Raw genomic sequence first — 24,346 nt, 5'->3', positions numbered from 1 at the left:
GCCAGTGCGTTCGCTGGGATTGGAATGAGTGAGAAATGTGCCGGCGAATGCCGCTAGACTGGCAGTATGCATATGCCGCTGATTGACGAGAATCATTATGCCGAGGTGATGCGCGATACCGTGCTGCCGGCGCTCGCGAAATGCCGCGAAGAAGGCTGGATGTCGCCTGCTGGGGTGGCCGATAACGTTGCTGCTTCAGCGCAAGGTGCTGCGGCGAACGGGGTTGCCGTCCCGATGCAGGGGACTGTTCCCAATGGCGCTGCCGATGATGCTGATAATGCTGGAAATTCTGCTGCGGCTGACGGTGTAGGTGGTGTAGATGGTGAGACCCGCATCGGTATGGGTGACGCGGGAATCGGAGTCAGCGGAACCGGTATTGACGTTGGGCCGGACGATGAGGAAGCCCAGCAGATTGCACGTGGCAAGCTGTTCGACATGTCTTCGCTCAAGACTCCGCCAACGCCCGGCAAGTTGCATTATGTTTGCTTTGATGCGCACAAGTTTGACGCTTTAAATATTCCTGGCGCAAGTGCCAAGTTCCGTGGGTCAATCGTCTTCTCGTTTGGATTTACGGAATTTGCGGCCAAGCATGCCGAAATGACATGGTATTTCCTACTTGCTGGCTATTCCGTCTGCATTCTTGAGCACCGCGGCCATGGCTACTCAGTGCGCGATGTTGCGAATCCCTCGCTGGTTTGGGTCGATGATTGGCGGCGATATGTCGCTGATTTGGCCAAGTTCGCGCAAACCGTCGGGCGGCGGTACGCGGGCGACCAGCCGATGCATCTTTATTCGCACTCGATGGGTGGTGGCATTGCGGCGGCAACGCTTGAAAGTTTTCCGATGCTTTTCAACCGGGCTGTGCTTTCCTCGCCGATGATCGAACCGGTCACCGGCATGCCCAATTCCATCGCCGGACCTGTCACCGCGCTCGCCAGCACTATCGGGCTTTCGCGCCACCGTGCGCCCGGCCAGAAGGAATTCTCGCCGACCATGAAACTCAAAGGTTACGAAGGCGCAGAACAGGCGCGTGTGCAATGGTATTTCGACTTACGTAAGAAAGACAAGCATTATCAGACCAATGCGGCCACCTTCGGCTGGGTCAACCAGGCGCTCAAGATGTCGCACGCCGTCCTTTCACGCGAGGCCTGCTCGCGCATCGAGACGCCGATTCTGCTCTTCCAAGCTGGCCGTGATACGTGGGTGCACAACGCTGCGCAGAACCGCTTCGTCGAGCGCGTCCGCGTCGAAAGCGGCGACGTGGTTTTGGAACGCGTCGAGCCCGCCGTCCACGAGATTTTCAGCATGCCCAACGCCGTGCTTGGCCCCTATGTCGAGCGCATCATCGACTTCTACGGCGAATCGGTTGAGGAGATGGTCGCCGAAGAAGAATGACGGCTCTGCTTCGATACGTGGTCGTAGCATTTCGTGCAATCGGCCGATGTAGAGTGGCATCATAACAGGCAATGGCGTAAGCGCACGGCGCTAGATAAAGGAGCAGACAATGAAGTACGATTTCACGTCGATTATGGATCGGCACGGCAAGGACGCCATTGCGGTCGACGGGCTCGGCTTGCGGCCGGGATTCGCGCCTGATCCGCCGAAGGATGGGTTCGATGTTATCCCGATGTGGGTGGCCGACATGAATTTTCCGACTGTTCCGACGATTCAGGATGCCATCATCGAGCGCGCGAAGCACCCTGCATTCGGCTATTTCAGCCCGACCGATGAGTATTTCAACTCGATTATCGACTGGCAGAAGACGCGCAACGGTGTCACCGATTTGAAACCCGAGGATATCGGTTACGAAAATGGCGTTTTGGGCGGGGTCATCTCCACCGTCACTTCGTTTGCGGCGCCGGGTGATTCGGTACTGCTGCACAGCCCGACCTACGTGGGCTTCACCAATGCCATCGAATCTAACGGCTACCGCATTGTCCATTCGCCGCTCAAGCGCGATGAGAACGGCGTCTGGCGCATGGACTTCGAAGACATGGATAAGAAGCTTAAGGAAAACAATATCCACGTCGCCGTCTTCTGCAGCCCGCACAACCCCTGCGGCCGCGTCTGGGAGCGCTGGGAGATCGAAAAGGCAATGGAAGTCTACCGCGAGAACGATTGCGTGGTCATCTCCGACGAGATCTGGTCCGACATCATTCTCGGCGATCACAAGCACATTCCGACCCAATCGGTGAGCGAGGACGCACGCAACCGTGTCGCCGCGATGTATGCGCCGAGCAAGACCTTCAATCTGGCCGGGCTCGTGGGTTCGTACCACATCATCTACAACAAGTATCTGCGCGATCGCGTCACTTCGAAGGGCGCAAAGCCCGATTACAACGCCATGAACGTGCTCTCGATGCACGCGCTGATCGGCGCCTATAAACCCGAAGGCCATGAATGGGTCGACGAGCTGAGGCAGGTGCTCACCGGCAATGTCGATTACGTCTGCGACTACTTCGCTGAGCACTTCCCGGAGGTCACGTTCGGCCACCCCGAGGGCACATACATGCTCTTCCTGGATTGCAGCGCTTGGTGCAAGGCCCACAACGTCACGCTTGACGAGCTGCTGAAGCGTGCATGGAACGTCGGCGTCGCCGTGCAGGACGGCCGCCAGTTCAAGGCCCCGTGTGCCATCCGCATGAACGTCGCTCTCCCGCTCTCCCGCGTGCAGGAAGCGATGGAGCGCCTGAACAAGTACGTTTTCGTGGACTGAATTTCCGTGCGAGACTACTGATTGTCAAGTCCGTTTGGATACAAGAAAACCGCTACCAAGTACACGCTTGGTAGCGGTTTTCTCTATTGCAACATAACGAGTCGTTGCTTGCTTTCTTCGGCTTACTCGGCTCTAAACGTTTCCGGAGTCAGGCAAGCCGAAGAAAACAATGGTTCCTTGACTTACTTGGCGGCCTCGGCCTTTTCGGCGGCTTCATTCTTGTGAATCTGGAAGGCGAGTTCGGCGACGTGGACGCCGTTGGTCACGAACTCGTGCACGCGGCAGGGGCAGTCGTTTTCGCGGCCGACACGGGCGATATATCCGTTGATGTAGTCCACCTCGGTCTTGCGGCCGGCAATCATGTCCTGGTACATCGACGGGTAGTGCAGCGGCATGACGACCTTGCTGGAGTTCTCCACTTCGTGGATGGCTTCGGCACGCGTCTGGATCGGCTGAATCCCGCCGCGTTCCAGCGCGTCGTAAGCCTCGTTGACGAGCTGCGTGGTCATGTCCATCGCGCCTGGGTAGGAAATGAACTGACCCATGCGGATCTGATACATCGTGCACAGCGAATTGACTACGGAGTTGAAGATGATCTTGGCCAGGCAGGTGCCCTGTAGGTCATGCGAAATTGTCGGGTTGAAGCGGGCCTTTTCGAAGTCGGCGGCCAGCTCCTTTTCCACCGGCGTCACCTCGCCGCTCATCGAGCAGATGTGCATGCTGCCGCTGCCCAGTTCGCCCTGGAAATCGACCTCGCCGGGCGCGATGAAGGAGCTGCCCTGCATGGCGGTGCCGCCGTAGACGTGGTCCTCGGGGAAGTACTTGAGAATCTTCTCGAAGTGGCCCCAGCCGTTCATTGCGCTGAAGACGTTCTGATGGTCCTTGAACAGCCCGGCGTCTGCGCAACGGGTGAGATAGTTCTGCAGGTCCATCTGCTTGACCATGATGATCCACATGTCCGGGTCGCCGCCTTTAGCCGCGTACTCCTCGGGCGTATAGACGTTGACCTTCTCCAGATGACGGTTCTTGTAATCGCGGGAAACGTAGACGCCGCCCTGCTCTTTGATTGCCTTGAGGTTCGGCTCCCAGATATCGATGTAATCGACGTCGCGGCCCACCAGATTGTGGAACAGCACTCCATACCTAAAGCCCATAGATCCTGCGCCGATAATTCCGTATTTCATAGTCATTCTTTCCCGTGTTTCAATTTTGTTGCCGCCGCTCTGCCTTTTGGGTATGGGCACCCATCGCTGAATCTTGTGGATCTGAACGCGATATGTAACTATTAGGCTTAAGCCCTAAAGCCAGAAATAGGTGATAAACGGTCAGATTGTGGACAAGATTCCATTTTTTATAGGCAGTGACGGGTGGGATCGCAGCGTTGCCTCATTGCCGCAAAACGTCAATAGATTGCTGGGAATATGTGTTTGAGAACGATTCTGCCTGTTTGCGGCGGTTTATTGTGCGGATATAACTTGCGTGAAGTGCACGAATGGCACGGGTCGATGGCACATTGTTGTTGAAAATGCAAATATCCCGTCGGAAAGTGTGCGTACTCAAATCTGGGTGGTACATCTTCCGGCGGGATATTTTCTTAGCGGCGTGAGGGCGGTGCGAGACGCAGCCTACTTGCCGGCCTCAGCGGCGGCCTTCTCGGCGGCTTCCTTCTTGTGAATCTGGAAGGCGAGCTCGGCGACGTGGACGCCGTGGGTCAGGAATTCTTGCACGCGGCAGGGGCAGTCGTTTTCGCGGCCGACCTTGGCGATATAGCCGTTGATATAGTCCACCTCGGTTTTGCGGCCCTTCGACATGTCTTGGTACATCGACGGATAGTGCAGTGGGTTGGAGACGCGGCTAACGTAATCGACTTCCTCGATGGCCTCAGCACGGGTCTGGATGGGCTGGAAACCGGAGCGTTCGAGCGCATCGTAGGCCTCGTTAATCAGCACGGTGGCCATGTCCTTGTAGCCGGGGTACGAAACGAACTGGCCCATCGTGATCTGATACATCGTGCAGATCGAGTTGATGACTGAGTTGAAGATGACCTTTGCCATGCAGGTGCCGCGGAAGTTCTGTGTGATCTGGGGGTTGAAACCGGTTTTGTCGAGGTCGGCCACGAATTCCTTTTCGACCGGCGTGACCTCCTCGGTCATCGCGCAGATGTGCATCGTGCCGGCTCCTGGCTTGCCAATGAAGTCCACGTCGCCCGGGCCGTTGAAGGCGCTCGCGACCATGGCCGTTCCGCCGTAGATGCGGTCTTTCGGGAAGTACTTGAGGATTTTTTCGAAATGGCCCCAGCCGTTCATTGCGCTGAAGACGACCTGATGGTCCTTGAAGAGGCCCGCGTCCGCGCAGCGCTTGAGGTAGTTGTCAAGATCCATCTGCTTGACCATGATGATCCACAGGTCGGGATCGCCGCCCTTGGCTGCGTACTCTTCCGGCGAGTAAATGTCAGCCTTGACGAGATGACGGCCTTCGTGATCGCGGGAGACGTAAACTCCGCACTGCTCCTTGACCTTCTTGAGATTCGGCTCCCAAATCTCAATGTAGTCCACCGGCTGGTGTGCCAACTCCTGTAGCAGCACGCCATATCTGAATCCCATGGCTCCTGCGCCGATGATGCCGTATCTCATAATCTTTCCCTTCATTTATCTGGCCCTTGTGGGTATTGCGACGAATGCCGCAAAATCTTGTGGACAACATCATGTGGCATCGCCGGTAACACGCAGTATGCGTTACGGGAGTAGGGTTTCTCAGCTTTGTTTCGCATCGTGGACTGTTTTCGTCGCAGTTTTGAGACGGCCAGATAAGAAGACATAAAGGCAATAATGTCTATTTATGTATTTCATGCGAAAATTTGACGATTTGGGATACTTTCAGCAAAGCTTATCGCGGATTTAACCGATGCGGATGGTGAAGCGCTGGGAAAGCTAATCCGACGGTCCGAATCTGGCAATTTAGGAGCCTTGGTGTGATTGCTGCGGCATTCCGTTGTGATGCCTCTCGTAGGCCGACTTTTTGCGCGGACGGTATAGTGGATTTCAAGATTACCGGTTGTTGAATGGTGACGGATAACTACAAGGAGAACGGCATGAAGATCACGGTATATTGCGGCGCGGCAAGCGGAAACGACCCGAAGTACGCGGCTGCAGCGAAGAAGCTTGGTGAGTGGATTGCAGCGAACGACGACGAGCTGGTCTACGGCGGTGGTGGCGTTGGGCTGATGGGCGTTGTGGCGCAGGCGGTGCTCGACGGCGGTGGCAAGGTGCATGGCATCATGCCGCAGATGCTCATTGATCGCAATGCCGCGGCGAAGGGTTTGACCACGATGGAAGTCGTCGACGATATGGATGAGCGCAAGCGCCGGATGATGGAGCTCGGTGACGTGCTTATTGCTTTCCCGGGCGGCCCTGGCACGCTGGAGGAGATTGCAGAAGCCTTCTCGTGGGCGCGAATCGGCCTCAACGATAAGCCTTGTGTTTTCTTCGATTTCGACGGTTACTGGCAGCCGATGGCTCAGATGTTCGATGCGATGACCTCTGCCGGCTTCCTTACCGCCCCCGACCGCGCGAAGCTTCTCTTCACCGATTCCTACGACGACATTTCTCGCTGGGTCGCCGCCTACCAGCCGCCGAAGATTCGTACGTTCCCTGAGCAGAAGTAAGCGGTCTACGGCAGACCAAATGCTGATTAATAAAACAAAACTCTCGGAAACTTGGTATTCCAATGTTTCCGAGAGTTTTGAAATCTCGTGCGAGTAGGGGGAGTTGAACCCCCACGAGCATTCGCTCACTGCCACCTGAAGACAGCGCGTCTACCATTCCGCCATACTCGCAGACAAATAATAAGGTTACTGCTCAGTACCGACGAGCGCAAGGGGTTTCGTGGCTATGCGTGTTGTTTGAGGCAAGATTTACAAAATGGGCGGAGCGCTGATGTTGGACCAGCGAAGGTCTGAGACGTCATTCTGCCCATTGGAAATTGTCTGTGCCGGCTCCGATTTCGAAGTTACGCTTGGCGCAACCCAGGCCGACGTGTGCGAAAAGACCGGGGTTACGCAGACGCTGACGGTTTGATTCTCTTCCAGTGTGAAGTGGAACGGCTGTTGGCTCAGTGATGTTGGTGCGAGCGAAGCGGCTTCGATACCGCGCTGGAACCAATCTGGGGCGGCGGCAAGTGTCGCATCGGGGCCGAAGTTTGCGGGCAATGAGCACACCGAATCCAAAGGTTTGCTGTGGTGTTTGGCACCAGGGCGTGCTGGGTGGCCGAAGGCGAGAATCCATACGACACGTTCGCCAAGCTCGAGCTTCCACCAACCGGTCGCAGCATCGTCAAGCACTGCCCATGAGGTCGCCAACCCAAGTTGTACAAGTTTTAGTGCCAGCTGTTCGCCGTAATAGCCGACTTTTTCCTCGGTTTCAGCCTCTTCGGGCGGAATCGGGTCAATGGATTGTTCGGCTGAGTTGATCCTCTGGTCGGTGTTTGCCGCTGATTCATTCGTCTTTGAGAGAGGGTGGACGGCAGAGATTGGCTTGCTTGGGCATCGATTGGCAGGTGGCTTGGTGTTCGATTGAGTTGTGTGTGAAGTTAAATCGGGCTGAGTGGAAGTCGCGGAATTATTGGTGTCGGAACGAGCTTTCTTTGCCGGATGCAGATCGTAAGGTTCGTTAATTTTCGTGACTAAAGCGATGGCGTTGTGCACATCAGTGAACCGGCCATAATGCGTTTTGTAACCACAGAAGGCGTCTTCAAGGCCGGCGGCCATCTGGAAATGCAAACCGGATGCCTCGTTGCAACGGTCAACTTCCGCGGAGATTTCATCGAGCAGAGCTTTACTGACTGGTTCGTCGGTGTACATACGTACGGAATGGCGCTCCGTTATCGCCTCATTCAGATCCATCTTGCCCCTCTGCCTATCTTCGCTAAACGTGTTCCATCATACAGATTGGCCTGGGATTGTATGTCAAAGTGCCTCCTACGCAACAGAAAAAGTGACGAATGACACATTTGTGGGGGTATGAAATTTTTCGTCGAAATGTGAGGCGTAGTTGGCACCGGTAAACATAGGTTTTTGGATTGGCAAGATTTTGTTTGCCGGTGCCGCAGGTCCGAAATTGCAGGTAGTCCGGTCGGCTCAGCCTTTGGATCCGTGGGCGTAGTAGCGGGCGAGGGTTTCGTCGCGGAACTCATCGAAGTAACCACCATCGATCGAGGCGCGGATGTCGTCGAGCAGGCGGATGAAGAACCGTTCGTTGTGGATGGTGGCGAGCGTCGCGCCGTTGATTTCATGGGCGCGCAGCAGGTGGTCGACGTAGGCGCGGGAGTAGTGCGTGCATGTATAGCAGTCGCAGCCTTCTTCGAGCGGTCCGAAGTCGCGCTTGTTGGCGGCGCGCTTGATGTTGTATCGGCCGTCGCGCGTGTAGATGGCACCGTTGCGGGCACAGCGGGCGGGGGCCACACAGTCGAAGGTGTCACCGCCGTTTTCAACGCAGGCAAAGATGTCATCCACTGCCGCGATTCCCAAGACGTGGCGAGGTCGTGATTCCGGCATTTCGTCGCAGATCCACGCGCAGGTGTCGCCGATGACACGCTTTTCGATGGCGCCGCCGATGCCCACGCCGTCGAAGTCGAGCGAGGCGATTTCGGAGGCTGCTTTATGCCGCAGATCCTCGTAATTCGCGCCCTGCACTACGCCGTAAAGCGCCTGATATGGCTTGCCGACTCGTGCCTCGGTGAGTCGCTGATGCTCCTCAACACAACGCCGCGCCCAGCGGAAAGTGCGCTCGACCGAGCGTTCCTGATAACCTCGCGTGTTCATCAGTGTGGTCAGTTCGTCGAAGGCAAACATGATGTCGGCGCCGATCTTGTGCTGGATGCCCATCGAGATTTCGGCGGAGAAACGGTGCTTGGAGCCGTCGAGCGGCGATTTGAAGGTGACGCCGTCCTCGTCCACGAAGGCCTTGCGCTCGCGGCCGGGCGCGATGACGTCGTCCGATTTCATACCGGTAACGTCCATCGCCAGCGTCTTCTTGAACCCGGCCCCCAGCGAAAGCACCTGGAATCCGCCGGAATCGGTGAAGGTCGGTCCGTCCCAGTTCTCGAAGCGAGCGAGTCCGCCAGCCTCGTCGAGCACGTCTTCGCCGGGGCGTTCAAACAGATGGAAAGCGTTGGAAAGCAGGCATTGCGCGCCAAGTGACTTCATGGTTTCCGGCAGCACGCCCTTCATGGCCGCCTGCGTGGCAACCGGCACGAAAGCCGGGGTACGAATATCTCCGTGCGGCGTATGGATGACTCCGGTTCGCCCATAACGTGCGCCGCCGCGCCCCTTTCCGGAGGCCGAATCCGAAAGCCGCGTGTGCTGCTCGAAATAGAACTTGCTGCGGTCGCCGGGCTTGCCCGGTTCGGCTCCGAGCGGGTGCTCAAGCAGGCCAGAGGCGCTCGCCGCAAGCTGCGAAACCGTTGTCGCAGAACGTGTCTGCGCATATGCAGTAGCCTCGGAGGCGATGTCTTTATGGCCAGGAACATGGTTGTCGCGGTTTTTCGCATCCGTGGTTGGCACGTTTGTATCTTTGAGCTGGGCGTCTGCTGTTTTATCTGCTGAAGTGTTCATATCCGTTTCCGTTGCTGCAAGTTCATCTCATTCGCTTCGCCCTACCAGCATATCGATGGCAATATACGGCGAAACTTGGTTCTAAGTTCACTTTAGGCGAAGCCATGGCACAAGTTTGTCAACCATCTGTTCGGTTCATAGGGGCCGATAAAATAGCTCCAGAACTAAGTTTTGGCGAGCATATCAGGATATTGGAACGAGGTTTGAAACTTCCTTTCAACTAACGTTCAGGAAACGTTCAGAACGGTTGCCTTTACTCGTCATTAGCGGTTCACGAGTGGTGGCGCGGTGGAAGTCGTCGAGCCGTGGCCATCCGAAATATAAGGAGCAGCAATGGCTGAAGACAACAAAGACGAGTGGAGCAGCGGTCAGCCTGCACGTCCGAACGAGGAAACGAATACCAATACCACATCAGACTTTACCGGTGCCGGTTCCAATTCTGCGAGCAGCGATGCCAATGCAGAAGCGAGCAACGCGGGCGTGGGCAATACTGCTGCCGAAGGAACTGGCTCTGTCAATGGCGGTGCTTCTGACGGCGATAATAATGAGGCTGGAAGCGCCGAGATCTCGCCTTCCTCAATGCAAGAAACTCAGAATTTCAATACCACACCTACCGAGGTGTTCAGCACCGGCTATCGCCCTGATGATGCGAATGCAGAGAACGATGGATTGCTGACCGGTTTCGGTCCTTCCTCCTACGCGTCTGCCGCTAATGAGACGGGTGCCTCTGATGCCCCCTCATCCGCAACGTCGAGCGATAATCCGTACCGTCCTGCCCCGGAATATGGCGCTTACGGTCCGTCGCCGAGCCAGTTTGGCAACAACAACGGCCAGCAGAGCTCGCCCACCACGCCTTTGAACGGTATCTTTGGCAACGGCAGGAACGCCAACAACGGCAACGGTTACGGCAATTCTTACAACAATGCGCAAGGTCAGCCAAACGGTTCCAATGTCAACGGCAACGGTGGCAATTTCGGCGGGCCGAACATGCCCAACGGTAACGGTTACGGCAATCCTGGCGGCTATGGCAACGGTAATGGCAATGCCAACGGCAATGGAACTTACGGCCAGACCAAATCGCACAGCAACATCATCACCGCCATTGTTGCGGCGGTAGTCGCTGCAGTTCTGTGCCTCGGCGTCGGTTACGCGGCCATTTCCAACGGCTGGGTTACGGTCCCGTCCTCAAGCTCGATGTCTGGCATCACCTCCAACAAATCCGGCTCCGGTTCGGCCACCGTTAAGGGCGGCCAGGCTCCGGATTGGGCTGCGGTTTCCGCGAAGGTGTCCGATTCGGTGGTCTCCATTACCACACAGGTCAGCCAGGGCACTGCCAAGGGTTCCGGTGCGGTGATTGACGACAAGGGCCATATCGTCACCAACAACCACGTGATTTCCGGCGCTCAGGACAACAGCATCCAGGTCACGCTTTCCAATGGTCAGATGTACAAGGCGACCGTCGTGGGCACCGACACCACCACCGATCTTGCGGTCGTGCAGATTCAGAACCCGCCGAGCAGCCTCAAACCTGTCGAATTTGCTGATTCCAGCAAGCTTGCGGTCGGCGAGAACGTCATGGCCGTCGGCAACCCGCTTGGCTACGACGATACCGCCACTACCGGCATCGTCTCCGCGCTGAATCGTCCGGTTTCGGTGATGGACGACAATCATGCCCAGATCGTGACCAACGCAGTGCAGATTGACGCGGCCATCAACCCCGGCAACTCGGGCGGCCCAACCTTCAACGTGGCCGGCCAGGTCATCGGCATCAACTCCTCGATCGCCTCTGCGTCTTCGTCTTCCGGCGAATCCGGTTCCATCGGCATTGGCTTCGCGATTCCCTCGAACCTCGTCAAGCGTGTGGCTGACCAGATCGTTTCGAAGGGCTCCGTCGAGCATGCGATGCTCGGTGTGACCATCAAGTCTGCAACCGTCGAATCCGATGGCATCACCCGCGGCGGCGCGCAGATTACCACGCCTTCTACCGGTGGTTCGGCCGTCGTCAAGGGCAGCCCGGCTGACAAGGCCGGTCTCAAGGCCGACGACACCGTGGTGGCCTTCAACGGCCAGGCGGTCGGCAGCAGCTCCGCATTGCTCGGTTACGTCCGTGCAGCCAGCCTCGGCGACAAGGTGAAGCTCACCATCGTTCGCGGCGGCAAGACCATGGATGTCGACGTTACGCTCGACCAGAAGGAAAGCGATGTCAGCGGTAGCAACCGTTCCGAAAGCGAGAAGCAGAACAGCAATGGCCAGGGCCAGCAAGGCCAAGGCAATGGCCAGAACGGTCAAGGTCAACAGGGCCAAGGTAATGGCAACGACGACGGAGATGGCGGCGGCCTCTTCGATCCCTTCGGTCTCTGGTAAAAACAAGATGACCCGATAAACAGAAGGTCCGGCAATCCATTCGGATGCCGGACCTTCTGTTGTAAATGCCGGCACCTGCCTGCGTTGCGTTTGTTGGTATTAAGTTGGGCGGTCCACACGGGTTTGGGCAGGATGTCAATGTGGTTCCGCTATACTGTAATTCATAATCTTTACGCCGTGTATCGGAGGGCTTCGCGCCGCCGGTGGGTTAACAAGGCGTGACCAACTTGCTTGGTTGCGCGACTTGTGCGCCAGGCAGTACACGCGCAAGGAGAATCATGCAGGTTTTTCGCAAGATTGCCAATATCTGCCGGCAAGTGCCAATGCTTCCCATCACCATCGTGTCTGCGGTGTTTGTGGCGTTGCTCTGGAATTATCGGCCGTGGCAAGGCGGCGTTGGGGCGCTTGATATAGGCAATTTCGTAGCAGCTCCGCCGAGTGCTGGAGCATGGCATATCGGGCCGTTCACATTCAATCCTTCCGTCGGCCAACTCATTGTGGTGTTGCTCGTTGCGTATTCCGTTTTCGATTCGATTCGTGGCATGATCGCTTCGCTTAAGGCCGGCCATGTAGGTATCGATATACTTGCAATTTTGGCACTGCTCTCGACGCTGGGAGTCCAGGAATATTGGGCCAGTTGGGCCGTGGTCCTGATGATCTGGTCGGGTGAAGCCATCGAGGAATTCGCACAGACCAAAGCCGAAAGTAACCTCAGCGCACTGGTCGCCGCCGCCCCACAGATGGCACATATCTCCGATTTGCCTGGTGTCGGTGTGGCCGCTGGCCATTCCATGGATAAAGCTGGGTTGCCGAATGCCAAGACTTCTGGGCCTGCTGGCAACGTTGAAAGTTTCGGTCATGTAGCAAATGCCGGCAGTGTTCGTGGCGGTGAGAATGCAACTTCTGTTGGAGCTCCAACGCCGGATGGTAACGGTGAGAGAGATCGTCTCGACGCGCTGTTTGCTAATGCTGACAAGCAATTGGCCGATGGTTTCCGGGCGACGTTGGCGACGGCTTTGCCGCGAGGCGACGTGCGCGATCTGCAAAATAATCTGTGCATGATTGATGCGGATGATTGCAACTGCGAACTTTCTTCTGTTGCCAAAGATAATGCGGCTAATGCGACTGACGGGCGCAATGGTTCTCGAAGTAGGCGTGCGCAGCCGGCGGGTTCATTGGCTCGTCACACCTTCATCGGCGGTTCGCTCGCAAGGAATTCAGAAGCTGCGAAAACGTTGGAATCACAGGCTTCTAAGGACGCACATTTCCACACGGTCCCGGTCGATCAGGTCGCGCTCGGCGATGTGCTGGTGGTCCTGCCTGGTGAGACGATTCCGGTGGATGGCGAGCTTTTGAGCGGAACCGCAACGCTGGATTTGAGCGCCATCAACGGCGAACCGTTGCCGCGTACCGTGTTCGCAGGCGCTCGCGTGATGTCCGGGGCGATCAATGGCTCAACGATGATCGTGATTCGTGCGACGCAGCTGGCGAAGGATTCGCAGTACCAGCAGACCATGCAGCTGGTCGATTCGGCGCGTTCCTCGCGAGCACCCGTGGTCAAAACCGCCGACGTGCTTGCAGTGCCGTTTACTGTCATTTCGCTTGCAATCGGTATCGTCGCGTGGATTGTTTCCGGCACACCCGAGCGCTTCGCGCAGGTGCTCGTGCTAGCCACACCCTGCCCGCTACTTATCGCCGCGCCGGTGGCGTATATGGCTGGAACCGGAAGGCTTGCGAAGGCCGGAATTCTGACAAAAACGCAAGAGGTTCTGGAAAATCTCGGCAAGGTTTCGCATATTTTCTTTGATAAAACCGGCACGCTTACAGTCGCGAAGCCGCAGGTCGTGCGGGTCGACGTTCCGGAAACCGCGCGCAAGCGGTTACCTGAAGTGTTGAAGTCAACGAATGGTCTTACCGATCTGTCCAGTGATAATAAGGCCAGCACTACTCCGGCGGGCAATATCGCCGTTCCGGAAGTTGTAGAGAGTGGCAGAACTCAGCTTTCGGGTGCGGTGCAACTTGAAGATGTTATCGTTGAGCTAGCTGCGGTCGTCGAAACCTATTCGGTGCATATTCTTGCGCAGGGTATTGTTGCCGCTGGAGCTGCCGCATCGAAGAAATTGCATAGCGGGCGTACCGCTTTTCCCGTGGTCAAAGATGTGCATGAGGACGCGGGCAACGGCGTGCAGGGTATGGTCGACGGCCATACAGTTCGCGTTGGTCGGTTGAGTTTCGTCGTGAACGAGAATATTGCTGAGGATAACGCATCTCCAGCATCGCAGTTCACGCCGCGATCGGCCGATGAAATGGCGGCGTACGTTTCCATCGATGGTATCCTCGCTGCGCGTATCGTGTTGCGTGACGTGCCTCGTGATAATGCCCGTGAATCGTTGCGGCGCCTGCGTTCCATGGGTGTTGGCAAGATGACTATGCTGACTGGGGACTCCCGCAGTTCCGCCGATGTTATCGCTGCCGAGGTCGGCATTGATGATGTTCGAGCCGATTTGCTTCCGCAAGACAAGGTGTCTGCAGTCAAGGCAGTTTCACGTGAAACGTTGCAGCATCCCTCGAAGATCGAGACATTCCTCGATCGGCTTTCTGGCCAACCTAAGCCGCGCCCGATTTCGGTGATGGTAGGTGACGGCGTCAACGATGCTCCAGTGCTGGCTGCGGCCGATATCGGTATCGCGATGACGGACGGTACCTCCACAGCCGCCTCGCAAACCGCGCAAGTGGTCATCATGAACGACGACATTGCCGATGTGCCCAAGGCCGTTGCCATCGCCCGCCAGACCAAGCACACCATGCTGCAGGCCGTGGTTACCGGTCTCGGCCTCGCTCTGGTCTGCATGGTCGCCGCTGCATTCAACCTCATTCCCGTGGTGGTTGGCGCGTTCACGCAGGAGGCCATCGATGTCGTTTCGATTCTCTGGGCGCTGACCGCCCTACGCGATCGCACATGATGTGCTCAACAATTATGCACTTGGACAAGAAATAACATATGGAAAGCATCTGCGCCACAGAATAGTTGTGAGAAACCATAATTCTTTGGCTAGATTACAGAAAATGAATGAATAGATCCATATCTGCTTAGTAGCTCGCATCAATATTGAGTAATCGGTTTCGTAATTTATTGTTATGTATTTGTAGCTTATTTTTCTCGACACGCACTTCCTGATTTTATTAGGACTACATAAAACTTGTAATAGAGCCGTTATATGAGGTTTATGCCAGGAAATTTGCTATCGAGTTTGCATTTTTCAAAAAGGAGCATATAGTGTTATCTACGTAACCGGTTACGTAATGGAATGCCGGCAGAATACCAACGAAGAGGTAGTGAAAGTTCTACGAGGAGGTAGGTATCAATGGATTTCTCCAAAGTCGTAGGCGCATTGGACCAAGGTTTCAATTGGTTCATCAGCCTGGGTGGCGCGGCAATGATGTTTATCATCATCACTCTGCTGTCATTGGCATTTGGTGTCAAACTGAGCAGGGCGTTTGAGGGCGGCCTACGTATGGCGATGGCTTTGACGGGCATGAGTGCGGTGATTTCACTGCTGACTACGGCATTTGGTCCGGCATTGAAGGCGTTCGTTTCCTTCACTGGCCTGCACTTGTCGATTAGTGATCTCGGTTGGGCGCCCATCGCGGTGATTACGTGGAGTTCGTTGTATACGTTGTACTTCGCGTTCATCTGCATCATCACCAACTTGGTAATGTTGGGTCTTAAAGTTACCAATACACTGAATGTCGATTTGTTCAACATCTGGAATGTTTCGATTCTCGGCCTGCTCATCAACTGGAGTTCGGGCGGCAATTTCTTCTTGATGTCTGTTTTTGTGGTCTTCATCTATGCACTGATGCTGTTCAACGCCGACGCGATGAAGCCAACCATCAACGATTTGCTAGGTTATGACGAATCGAACATCACCACCACCGCGCATCCTGAGCTGTTGGTCACACCCGTCGTGGTGTTGCTCGACAGGTTGATCAGCAAGATCTTCCCCTTCATCGATAAGTTTGATTTCGATGCGGAAACACTTAACAAGAAAATCGGTTTCCTGGGCAGCAAGGGTGCGATTGGCGCGTATCTTGGCGTGTTTGTCGGTTTGCTTGGACGTCAGGACGCACCGCATATTTTCACGCTGGCATTCACTGCTGGTGTGGCTCTGGAACTCTTCGGTATCGTGGGCGATTGGTTTGCTCCGGCCATTGAGCCGCTCTCGGAAGGCATCACCTCCTTCATGGAACGTAGGATGCACGGCCGCAAGCTTTATGTCGCCATTGATTGGCCGATTCTGGCTTCCCGTGCGGAAATCTGGGCCGTCGCGAACATCCTGGCACCGATCCTTCTGATTATCGCCATGGTGCTTCCGGGCAACAAGGTGCTTCCGTTGGGTGGCATCATTCTCACCGTCCTCGCCCCTGCGCTGCTTATCGGTACTCGCGGCAAGGTGGTGCGCATGACCATCATCGGTACCATCATGATTCCGCTCTTCTTGTGGGCTGGAACGTTGATTGCGCCATTCCTTACGCAGACCTCCAAAGCTATGGGTGTCTTCCCTGCCGGCTTGGGCAAGCATGAGATGTTCAGTGCCGTCGATTCCGACCCCATCGAAAAGATGCTTGCGTTGCTCTTTGGCAATGCGGCGAAGACGCTTGACTGGAAGCTGATTCTTTGCTCTGTGCTCGCATTGGTCGCTTACGTCGGTCTGTTTGCATGGTATGTGCATACGCTCCGTAAGGAAGCTAGACTGCGCGGCGAGAACAATGCTCCGACAGTCGCGGTGACTTCTGCCGAGGTCTCCGAAACTGTTGCTGAGGGTGATGTTGCCGATGCGACTGCACAGTCTGCCGAATCTGCCATCTCCGCTCAAAAGAACAAATCGTCTCAGAAAAGCAAGGAGCGTGCAGTCTCTTGCGAGGAGGCGATGCCGAACGCGTCGGTTTCATTGAAGCAGACGGGTAAACGGATATCGCGTTCTTTGCGAAATCGGTTGCGTTCATCCATAGTGCGGCACCCTGTCGCCATCGGGTGATCTGAAAACTTGGAATACGGCCGGAACCTAGATAAATCTTGAATTTTGGCCGTATTCCCCGTTGGATACTTGCCAAATAATCATGACTCCGGTTTAGTGTGAAAGATACCTAACCCTATCCGATACCTGACTAGAAGGTCAATGATGGCAACGATTAAAGACATCGCGCAAATGAGCGGAGTGTCCACCGCAACCGTGTCGCGCATCATCAATCAGAAGGGGGAGCGAGTGAGAAGACCATAAAAAAGGTCAATGCCGTAATCAACAGTCTTGGCTATGAGCCTGATTTCGTTGCAAAAACGTTGTCGCAGAAGGCTTCAGACCTTATCGCCTTGCTTGTCCCCAATCTGACCAATCCGTTTTTTGCGGAAATGGTCAGTCGTATCGAGAAGGCGGCGGATGCGCGCGGATATCACGTGTATTTGTGCAACAGCGAAGACAATCGAGAAAAAGTCGAATATTACCTTAAATTCATGTGTAATATTCGGGTTCGAGGAGCGATTATCAACTCGCTTTATGTCGATGAGCAAGATCTTGAAACCCTAAGCAATAGCGGGATTGTGCCGCTTACGATCGATAGGGCTTGTTTTTCGCATCCGTATGCAGCGATGGCGGTCAACAACGTAAGCGGTTCCTACCAAGCTACGAAATATCTGATTGAGGAAGGCCATAGTTCAAAGTTGGTCTTCGTTTCTGGTCCCGAGGGAGAAAAAGTTCTGAGGATCGGTACGAAGGCTATCTGAAGGCCATTAGCGAATGCGATGCCACGCACGCAATCAAGCTGTACAGCGATTTCTCTGTTTCCGGCGGCTACCAAGCAATTGGAGATCTGCTTAAAGTTCGCAGGGATATCGATGGTGTGGTGTGTTCGGATGATGCCATTGCATTGGGGGCGTTGAGGGCTATCGCCGATGCAGGTTTGCAGGTTCCAGAGGATATACGAGTAATCGGTTACGACAACATTGAAATGAGTAGGTATTCGGTTCCGCGTCTGAGCACGGTCAACCAGCTTCCCGAAAATATCGGAGATATGGTACTGGACATGTTCGAGCAAAGCGTCAAGGCCGGAAGCAAACCTCAAAAAAACGTGATTGAGCCGCACCTTGTCATACGTGACACTTCTCAGGCAAGGAGCGCATAAAGGAGTGTTATAAATGTGTGAGATAGGTCCCTCATTGATGTGCGCCGATTTGGGCAATCTGGAACGCGACATCAAACAACTGGATGCCGCGGGAGTCGATTTCTATCACATCGACATCATGGATGGTTCGTTCGTCCCCAACTTCACCTTGGGCCCTGATTTGGTAAAAAGTGTACGGGGTATGACTTCAAAACCGTTGGATATGCATCTGATGGTTGATAAGCCTGAGCGTTATATCTCTATGTTCGCTGACGCCGGTGCCGACAGGATCGCTGTGCATGCCGAATCTACGAACAATCTGCAGGGCACGCTTACCGCTATACGCAAAGCTGGTATGGAGGCCGGTGTGGCGATTAGTCCGGCGACACCTCTCGAAGCCCTAGACTATGTGTATGACGTTACTGATTACGTCATCGTCATGACAGTCAACCCGGGGTTCGCTGGTCAGAAATTCATCGATCCTATGTACGACAAGATCTCTGATCTGGCTGGGCGAATCGCCAAACGCGGCCTCGATGTTCCCATTGAGGTTGATGGCAATATCGGCGCTGAGACGATTCCGGAATGTGTTCGTCGTGGAGCCACAAGATTCATCGGCGGCACCAGTGCGATTTTCCGGAAAGATTCAACCTTGGCTGACAATGTGAAGGCGACGCGTGCCTTGTTTAGCAAGGCCAGGGCCGGCTCGCGCTGACGGGTCCGCACAGAGTGAGGCATCCGCGATACTTATTTCGCCAGATGGTTTGGTGCCTGGCTTTCGAGATGAATCGATGTCGTCTCAAGAACTGAGATTTTGCTTCTCGACAATTCGATAGCCGTCAGTTTTATAACTGAATAATTAATTCAAAAAATCACAACAGATTCCATCACGGATACGCGATTTTCTTACGAAAGGCGTGTACCCAGGCGAGAGCCATACCTTTTTATTGGCAATTGTGTATCAAAAAGGTCACGTAACCGGTTACTGCATCATGTTGTAGGTGATGGGATACAAGAAGGAATATAGCAATGAACATGAAATACGATGTAGCGGTTCTTGGCAGCATGCACCTTGATATCAAGGCCTTCACCAAAACATATCCTAAGCATGGCGATACGGCCACTGCTAAAAGCATCACGATGATTCCCGGCGGCAAAGGCTCCAATCAGGCTGTTTCTGCGGCTAAACTCGGCGGCAAGGTGGCTATGCTCGGTAGCGTTGGTGATGACGGTGCTGGCAAGCAGATTCTTGATGATCTGGCTTCGTGGAACGTCGATACCAAATTCATCAAGCAGACCAAGGAGTTGGGGACCGGAACGTTCATCGTTGAAATCGATGACAGCTCCGAAAACACGATGCTCGGCACCATGGGCGCGGATAATGCCACCACCGAAGAAGACATCAAGACTGTGATGAGCCAGATTGACGCTCCTGTCCTCGACCTGCAGCTGGAGACCTGCAAAGAATCGGTAATGGCCGCGCTCAAAGAAGGCAAGCGAAAGGGGATGTACATCATCCTTGACCCCGCACCGGCTGACAACTATTTCCCGGAAGCAATGCAATACGCCGATTGTGTGACGCCGAACCAACAAGAAACCGAGAAAATTACGGGCATCAAGGTCAACAATCGAGTTGATGCCATTAAAGCCGCAAAAGCGATTGTGGATCTTGGTCCTAAGACCGCCATCGTTAAGATGGGCGGTGACGGCAGCGTCGTTTATCACGATGGCCAAATTTATGAGATTGATGCAGTGAAGGTCAATGCGGTCGACAGTGTGTGTGCCGGTGATGTGTTTGCTGGTGCTTTGGCGGTTCACTACTCACAGCATCATGATTTCCTTGCCGCTGTGAACTTTGCCAATCGCGCAGCAGCGGTGAAAGTTAGCCGTGTAGGCAATCATGCCGCCTTCCCGACGCTCGCCGAAATGAAGTAGCAGATAGTAGATTGGAAGCTGACCCGTTCTCTTTGCCGTGACAAGCCTTTGGGAAAGTCTGGCGAGGGGAACGGAACCGGTTGGTTTTATGCTTCTGCGGTGACAATACAACAACAATATATTGATGAAAAGTTAGATAGTCGCAAAATGCCGGTATAGGCGTGACGGTAGGCTGTTAACGGCGGAATAACGCGTATCTTGGGAGGTTCATATGCCTGGAATTGTTCTGATTGGTACTCAATGGGGAGACGAAGGCAAAGGTAAGGCCACCGACCTCATTGGCACGAAGGTCGATTATGTTGCGCGTTTCAACGGCGGCAACAACGCCGGTCATACGGTGGTGGTCGGTGACGAGACATATGCGCTGCATCTGCTGCCCAGCGGTACTGTGAACCCCAATGTCACACCGGTTATCGGCAACGGCGTGGTGGTCGATCCCGAGGTACTTTTCGAAGAGATCGACGGACTTGAGAAGCGTGGCGTCGACTGCTCCCGGCTGAAGGTTAGCGAATCCGCGCAAATTATTGCTTCCTACCATCGCGTCATCGACAAGGTGACCGAACGCTTCCTCGGCAAGCATAAGATCGGCACCACCGGCCGTGGCATCGGCCCGGCCTACGCCGACAAGATCAACCGCGTCGGCATTCGCGTACACGATCTCTTCGACGCTGAGCGTCTGCGCGATAAGGTCGAGGCAAGCCTGCATCAGAAGAACGAGATGCTCATCAAGCTTTACAACCGTCGTCCGATTGATGTCGACGAGACTACTGACGAGCTGCTGAAACTCGGCGAACGCCTGAAGCCGTACGTTGCCAATACCTCCCTGCTGCTGAACAATGCGCTCAGTGAAGGCAAGACCGTGCTCTTCGAAGGTGGCCAGGCCACCATGCTCGACGTTGATCATGGCACTTACCCCTTCATCACGTCCTCCAACCCGACCGCCGGCGGTGCCTGCACCGGAACTGGCGTTGGCCCCACCAAGATCGACCGCGTCATCGGTGTAGCCAAGGCATATGTCACCCGTGTGGGCGAAGGCCCGTTCCCGACAGAGCTCAACGACGATTCCGGCGAATGGCTGCGCCAGCAGGGCCACGAGTTCGGCGTGACCACCGGACGCCCGCGTCGTTGCGGCTGGTTCGATGCCGTCGTCACCCGTTATGCCACGCAAGTTAACGGCTTGACCGATATTGTGCTCACTAAGCTCGACGTGCTCACTGGCCTCAACGAGATTCCGATCTGCGTCGCCTACGACGTCGACAATGGCGATGGTACGCACACCCGTTACGAGGATATGCCCATCGATCAGGAGGCGTTCGCCAAGGCCACTCCGGTCTACGAAACCATGCCCGGCTGGACCGAGGACATCTCTAAGGTGCACAAGTTCGAGGACCTGCCGGCCAACACCCAAGCCTATGTCAAGCGCCTTGAGGAGATCTCCAACTGCCGTATCTCCGCCATCGGCACCGGCCCGCAGCGCGACCACATCATTGAGGTGCGCTCGCTCGTCGACTGATTACCGTTAAAGATTATTCGTGATTTTGGCCCGCTAACCATCAATTTACAATGATGGTTAGCGGGCCAAAATTGTTTAAGGACATCGAAACGCTCTAGCGGCGGCAGATATATTGTGGCGGCGGGAAACGTATACCGATAGAGCCAATTTTCTGTCGGCCGTCGTTGCGTTTGCCGATCACTGCCGGCGGAAATGACGGCGTGGGCGGTAGCGGAAATCTGCTCCGACGGCGAGCAGAATGAGCGACGAAACGACAATGGCGGCCATGAGGATGGCGAGTCGATGCGACTTGTCGCCGGTCAACGGCAGCGCCGAAAGGTAGAGTCCGCAGATGGGCGTGCCCAGAAGCGTTGCGTCCTCCGAACTGACGATGCCTCCGGACGGCGTGCGCCACGTGTCGTTGATGTTGAGGTTGGCTTTGATGTCGTAATTGCCGGCACGGTCGAACGTGGTGCTGCGTGGCAGGTAGAGCGTCCACTGATGGCTGGCGGTGCCGTCCCATGCGGCAGAACTGGAATCCCAGATGGTGTTGCCGCAAACGTAGGCGCTGGACGCGGCTGCGGCGGGCTTCACACAGGCTTTGACGGAGTTGTCGGAACCTTGAACATCCGGGGTGACCATGAGCGGGCCGTCGATGCCGCCGTCGCCTTGGAATTGGGCGTAAACCCAGATGTATTGGTAACCGCTGACGTTGAGGTTGGCGGACCATGAGGTGTTGATGCCCGACAGCCAGGTTGGGTACGAAGGATAGTCGGAATAGGCCGGGGTCGCCGAAATTTGGGTGCAGCCGGCAGGAATGTCGCTGTTAGTGTTGCTCCAACCGGTTTTTGCCGGTGGTGCCGTGCCGTTGGGTCCGCTGGTGTTGACGGTGCAGGCGCGCACGTGCACGATGACAACCTCGCCGGCGACGGTGCTGCCAGTGCCGGAGGCAAGGCCGGTGAGGGAAAGCTTCCCGTCCGGGCCGAGGGAGGTACTGGTGACTTTCAAGCCCCTCGATGTGGTGCCACTGACGGTCGGTGTGCTGATGACGCTCCACGGCTGCCCGGTGCCGGTGACGACGATCTGGTTGGTCGATGGATCGCGGTGTGCTTCGGTGATGGTCGGGGTCTTGGCGGTGTGCCATACCGCGTAAAGTGTGGTGGTTTTGCCGGTGTCTTTGAACCAGGTTGGCGAGTGATTGCCGGGGTTGTAGGCAGCATCGGGCTGGGTGGCGTTCGGATTGGTGGACCATCCGGCGAACATGTCGTGCGCGCCTTTGGTGGGGATGGTGTCGGTGGGAATGGTGAACGCGGTCAGATTGTCGTTGCTGGCGTCCCCGAAACCGGACACGTTGCCTGGAGCCCCAGTGCCCCCGTTGGCGTTGAAAATGAGCCTGGCGTAGGGCAGCACGCCGTTTTTGCTGGCGTACGTGGAGATGGCGTTGCCGGTTATCGGATCGGTCATGCTGGTGACCGCCCTGATGCTGTAGCCGACACCGAGGTTGGGCTGCAGATTGGCCACTGGCCGGTTGGTGTAATTCCGTGCCCGGCCCGGTTTCGGTCGACCATGTGCCCTGGCCTGTGGTCACTGTGGTTGTGCTGCCGGTTGGCGCAGCGGTATTCGAGACTCTGAGGTCAACGGTTGGATTGCCACCAAGGGGAGCGTGGATGACCGGTGTCTTGTCGTCGATTAACGGCGCGGACATCTGGGTCCACTGGGCGTAAAGCGTGATTGTCCGTAAGGGGAAGGAGTCACCTTTGCTGACGGATATGGTGTCTCCCGAGGAATATGGCCTGCAACCGCCTGTGGTGCCGCCGTCTCTGCAGGTATTCCAGCCGGCGAACAGGGACGTCGGTCTGTTCGCGGTGAGGACGTTGGGTTGCGGAACGGTCAGCGTGGCGGCCGAGTTGGTGGTATCGACGGTGACGGGGACGAAGTTCGTGGTGCCGTAGTTGGCATCGATGACGAGTTTGGCGCCATAAATCATCAGCCGCTGATCGATGTAGCTGCCGGCAGGATTGGCCGATGCCGCTCGCGTCGCCAGGCTGCTGGTGGTGCCGATGGTACCCACGAGTGTGGCATTGCTGTCGAGGCTCGAGAGTTCTTTCCAAGTGATGGTGCTGTCAACGTTGGAAAATGCGCTGTTGCTGAGTTTGGTACCCGATCCCAGCTTTAGGCGACGCAGGCCGTTCGGGAGCATGTTGGCCGTCCAGGTCGTTCTGGAGACGTTGAAATGGGAGATGTCCAGCGTGTCAAGGCTGGTGCAGCCGGTGAACATGTCGCTCATGCTGGTCACGCTGCCTGTCGAGAAACTGCCGAGTTTGACGGAAGTGAGCGCGGCGTCGCCGGTGAACATGTTGCTCAGGTCTTCCACCTTGGCGGTGTTGAAACCGGAGAGATCCAGCTGCGTGAGCTGGGTGCAGTAGTAGAACATGCTGGGCATGCCGGTGGTCTGGCTGGTGTCCCAGTTGGCGATGCTGTTGATGGTGGTCAGCGCCGTGTTGCTGTCGAGCAGGCCGGCGGCCGCGGATTCGACCAGATGCAGGGTGCCGCCGGTGGTGTCGAAACTGGTGAGGCTATACATGTCGGTGAACATGGGGTTGAGCTGGATGTTGCTTTTGAACAGGGTGAGGTTGCCCTCGACCTTGACCTTGACGATGTCATCGCGCTGCGAATCCCACGGAATGCTGGACTGCGAGTTGGAGATGTCCGGGCTGGTGCCGCCGCTGAGGTGCAGGACGCAGCTGCTGTCGACATACCAACGGACCGCACTGCGGTCTTGAGTGCCGCTGATACCGGTGGCGCCGGTGTACGGGCTTCCCCAGCTGGTCGGGGAGGTTTGAGTGCAGGAGCCTCGAGGGCTTATTTCAGGTTGCGAGGCTGCTGACGACGATTGCTCGCCGCTTGGAGTCTCATCGGTTTCACTGACGGTTCGCACTTGCCCGCTGCGTGAACGCTGCGAGCTTTGCGCGTTTGATGAGTTAGAAAGGGCGCGGTCGGTTTGCGCTTTGGTTTCGACGGTTTCGGCGCTCGCGGAAGTATCCGCTGCCTGGCTGATGGCGCTTGGCGA

The 24,346-nt window shown here is 55.9% G+C and carries 19 protein-coding genes and 1 tRNA gene; 14 read left to right on the top strand and 6 right to left on the bottom strand.

All coding sequences use genetic code 11. The features are described 5' to 3' along the window. The first annotated feature begins 66 nt into the window (after positions 1-66). Together OZX57_RS08455 and OZX57_RS08450 are read left to right on the top strand one after the other, a co-directional pair. Positions 67-1,395 carry an alpha/beta hydrolase gene (locus OZX57_RS08455; RefSeq protein ID WP_277162191.1) on the top strand — a complete coding sequence of 443 codons (1,329 nt, stop codon included), beginning with the start codon at positions 67-69 and terminating at the stop codon, positions 1,393-1,395. Positions 1,396-1,504: 109 nt separating this feature from the next. Continuing rightward, positions 1,505-2,716: an aminotransferase class I/II-fold pyridoxal phosphate-dependent enzyme gene (locus OZX57_RS08450; protein WP_277162190.1), complete on the top strand. Its 1,212-nt coding sequence runs from the start codon at positions 1,505-1,507 to the stop codon at positions 2,714-2,716. Between the two features lie 182 nt (positions 2,717-2,898). Here OZX57_RS08450 and OZX57_RS08445 read toward each other — a convergent pair whose 3' ends face one another. Further along, positions 2,899-3,900 (bottom strand): 2-dehydropantoate 2-reductase, encoded by a 1,002-nt coding sequence (locus OZX57_RS08445; protein WP_277162189.1) that lies wholly within the window; start codon positions 3,898-3,900, stop codon positions 2,899-2,901. A 441-nt stretch (positions 3,901-4,341) separates the two neighbouring features. After that, positions 4,342-5,364: a ketopantoate reductase family protein gene (locus OZX57_RS08440; RefSeq protein ID WP_277162188.1), complete on the bottom strand. Its 1,023-nt coding sequence runs from the start codon at positions 5,362-5,364 to the stop codon at positions 4,342-4,344. A 443-nt stretch (positions 5,365-5,807) separates the two neighbouring features. Here OZX57_RS08440 and OZX57_RS08435 point away from each other — a divergent pair, with 443 nt between their 5' ends. Continuing rightward, a complete protein-coding gene (locus OZX57_RS08435; RefSeq protein ID WP_277162187.1) occupies positions 5,808-6,380 on the top strand; it encodes a TIGR00730 family Rossman fold protein in 573 nt (190 codons plus the stop codon). Between the two features lie 88 nt (positions 6,381-6,468). Here the strand turns inward: OZX57_RS08435 and OZX57_RS08430 are convergent. From OZX57_RS08430 to tgt, 3 genes are all read right to left on the bottom strand, one after another. Beyond that, positions 6,469-6,551 (bottom strand) — tRNA-Leu (locus OZX57_RS08430). Between the two features lie 78 nt (positions 6,552-6,629). Next, on the bottom strand, positions 6,630-7,616 hold the full coding sequence (locus OZX57_RS08425; protein ID WP_277162186.1) for a nitroreductase family protein: 987 nt from the start codon (positions 7,614-7,616) through the stop codon (positions 6,630-6,632). Positions 7,617-7,850: 234 nt separating this feature from the next. Continuing rightward, positions 7,851-9,326 carry a tRNA guanosine(34) transglycosylase Tgt gene (gene tgt, locus OZX57_RS08420; protein WP_277162185.1) on the bottom strand — a complete coding sequence of 492 codons (1,476 nt, stop codon included), beginning with the start codon at positions 9,324-9,326 and terminating at the stop codon, positions 7,851-7,853. Between the two features lie 333 nt (positions 9,327-9,659). Here tgt and OZX57_RS08415 point away from each other — a divergent pair, with 333 nt between their 5' ends. The 8 genes from OZX57_RS08415 (at position 9,660) to OZX57_RS08380 (ending at position 21,297) form a co-directional block, all read left to right on the top strand. After that, the gene (locus tag OZX57_RS08415; protein ID WP_277162184.1) at positions 9,660-11,690 is read left to right on the top strand and encodes a trypsin-like peptidase domain-containing protein; all 2,031 of its coding nucleotides are present in this window, start codon (positions 9,660-9,662) and stop codon (positions 11,688-11,690) included. 278 nt (positions 11,691-11,968) lie between these two features. Beyond that, positions 11,969-14,653: an HAD-IC family P-type ATPase gene (locus OZX57_RS08410; protein ID WP_277162183.1), complete on the top strand. Its 2,685-nt coding sequence runs from the start codon at positions 11,969-11,971 to the stop codon at positions 14,651-14,653. Positions 14,654-15,055: 402 nt separating this feature from the next. Beyond that, positions 15,056-16,729, top strand: a complete 1,674-nt coding sequence (locus OZX57_RS08405; RefSeq protein WP_277162182.1) for a PTS transporter subunit IIC — start codon at positions 15,056-15,058, stop codon at positions 16,727-16,729. A gap of 302 nt (positions 16,730-17,031) precedes the next feature. Beyond that, positions 17,032-17,472 carry a substrate-binding domain-containing protein gene (locus OZX57_RS08400; RefSeq protein WP_277162181.1) on the top strand — a complete coding sequence of 147 codons (441 nt, stop codon included), beginning with the start codon at positions 17,032-17,034 and terminating at the stop codon, positions 17,470-17,472. After that, positions 17,469-17,870, top strand: a complete 402-nt coding sequence (locus OZX57_RS08395; protein ID WP_348637188.1) for a substrate-binding domain-containing protein — start codon at positions 17,469-17,471, stop codon at positions 17,868-17,870. The genes OZX57_RS08400 and OZX57_RS08395 overlap by 4 nt, the downstream gene beginning before the upstream one ends. Positions 17,871-17,883: 13 nt before the next feature. Further along, the gene (gene rpe, locus OZX57_RS08390) at positions 17,884-18,564 is read left to right on the top strand and encodes a ribulose-phosphate 3-epimerase (protein WP_277162180.1); all 681 of its coding nucleotides are present in this window, start codon (positions 17,884-17,886) and stop codon (positions 18,562-18,564) included. Positions 18,565-18,878: 314 nt separating this feature from the next. Then, on the top strand, positions 18,879-19,784 hold the full coding sequence (locus tag OZX57_RS08385) for a ribokinase (RefSeq protein ID WP_277162179.1): 906 nt from the start codon (positions 18,879-18,881) through the stop codon (positions 19,782-19,784). A gap of 211 nt (positions 19,785-19,995) precedes the next feature. Beyond that, positions 19,996-21,297, top strand: coding sequence for an adenylosuccinate synthase (locus OZX57_RS08380; protein ID WP_277162178.1), 1,302 nt, complete (start codon positions 19,996-19,998; stop codon positions 21,295-21,297). Between the two features lie 177 nt (positions 21,298-21,474). Here OZX57_RS08380 and OZX57_RS08375 read toward each other — a convergent pair whose 3' ends face one another. Next, complete coding sequence (locus OZX57_RS08375; protein ID WP_277162177.1) at positions 21,475-22,797, bottom strand: hypothetical protein; 1,323 nt, start codon at positions 22,795-22,797, stop codon at positions 21,475-21,477. 20 nt (positions 22,798-22,817) lie between these two features. On the opposite strand from OZX57_RS08375, the gene OZX57_RS08370 reads away from it, so the two are divergent. The 3 genes from OZX57_RS08370 (at position 22,818) to OZX57_RS08360 (ending at position 24,163) form a co-directional block, all read left to right on the top strand. Continuing rightward, positions 22,818-23,000, top strand: coding sequence for a hypothetical protein (locus OZX57_RS08370; RefSeq protein ID WP_277162176.1), 183 nt, complete (start codon positions 22,818-22,820; stop codon positions 22,998-23,000). A 3-nt stretch (positions 23,001-23,003) separates the two neighbouring features. Next, entirely contained in the window at positions 23,004-23,228 is a 225-nt protein-coding gene (locus OZX57_RS08365; protein ID WP_277162175.1) for a hypothetical protein, read from the top strand. A 281-nt stretch (positions 23,229-23,509) separates the two neighbouring features. Next, positions 23,510-24,163: a hypothetical protein gene (locus OZX57_RS08360; protein WP_277162174.1), complete on the top strand. Its 654-nt coding sequence runs from the start codon at positions 23,510-23,512 to the stop codon at positions 24,161-24,163. Positions 24,164-24,346 lie beyond the last annotated feature (183 nt).

This window comes from Bifidobacterium sp. ESL0682 (assembly GCF_029392815.1).
Lineage (GTDB): Bacteria > Actinomycetota > Actinomycetes > Actinomycetales > Bifidobacteriaceae > Bifidobacterium.
This window is presented reverse-complemented; position numbering and strand designations above follow the sequence as displayed.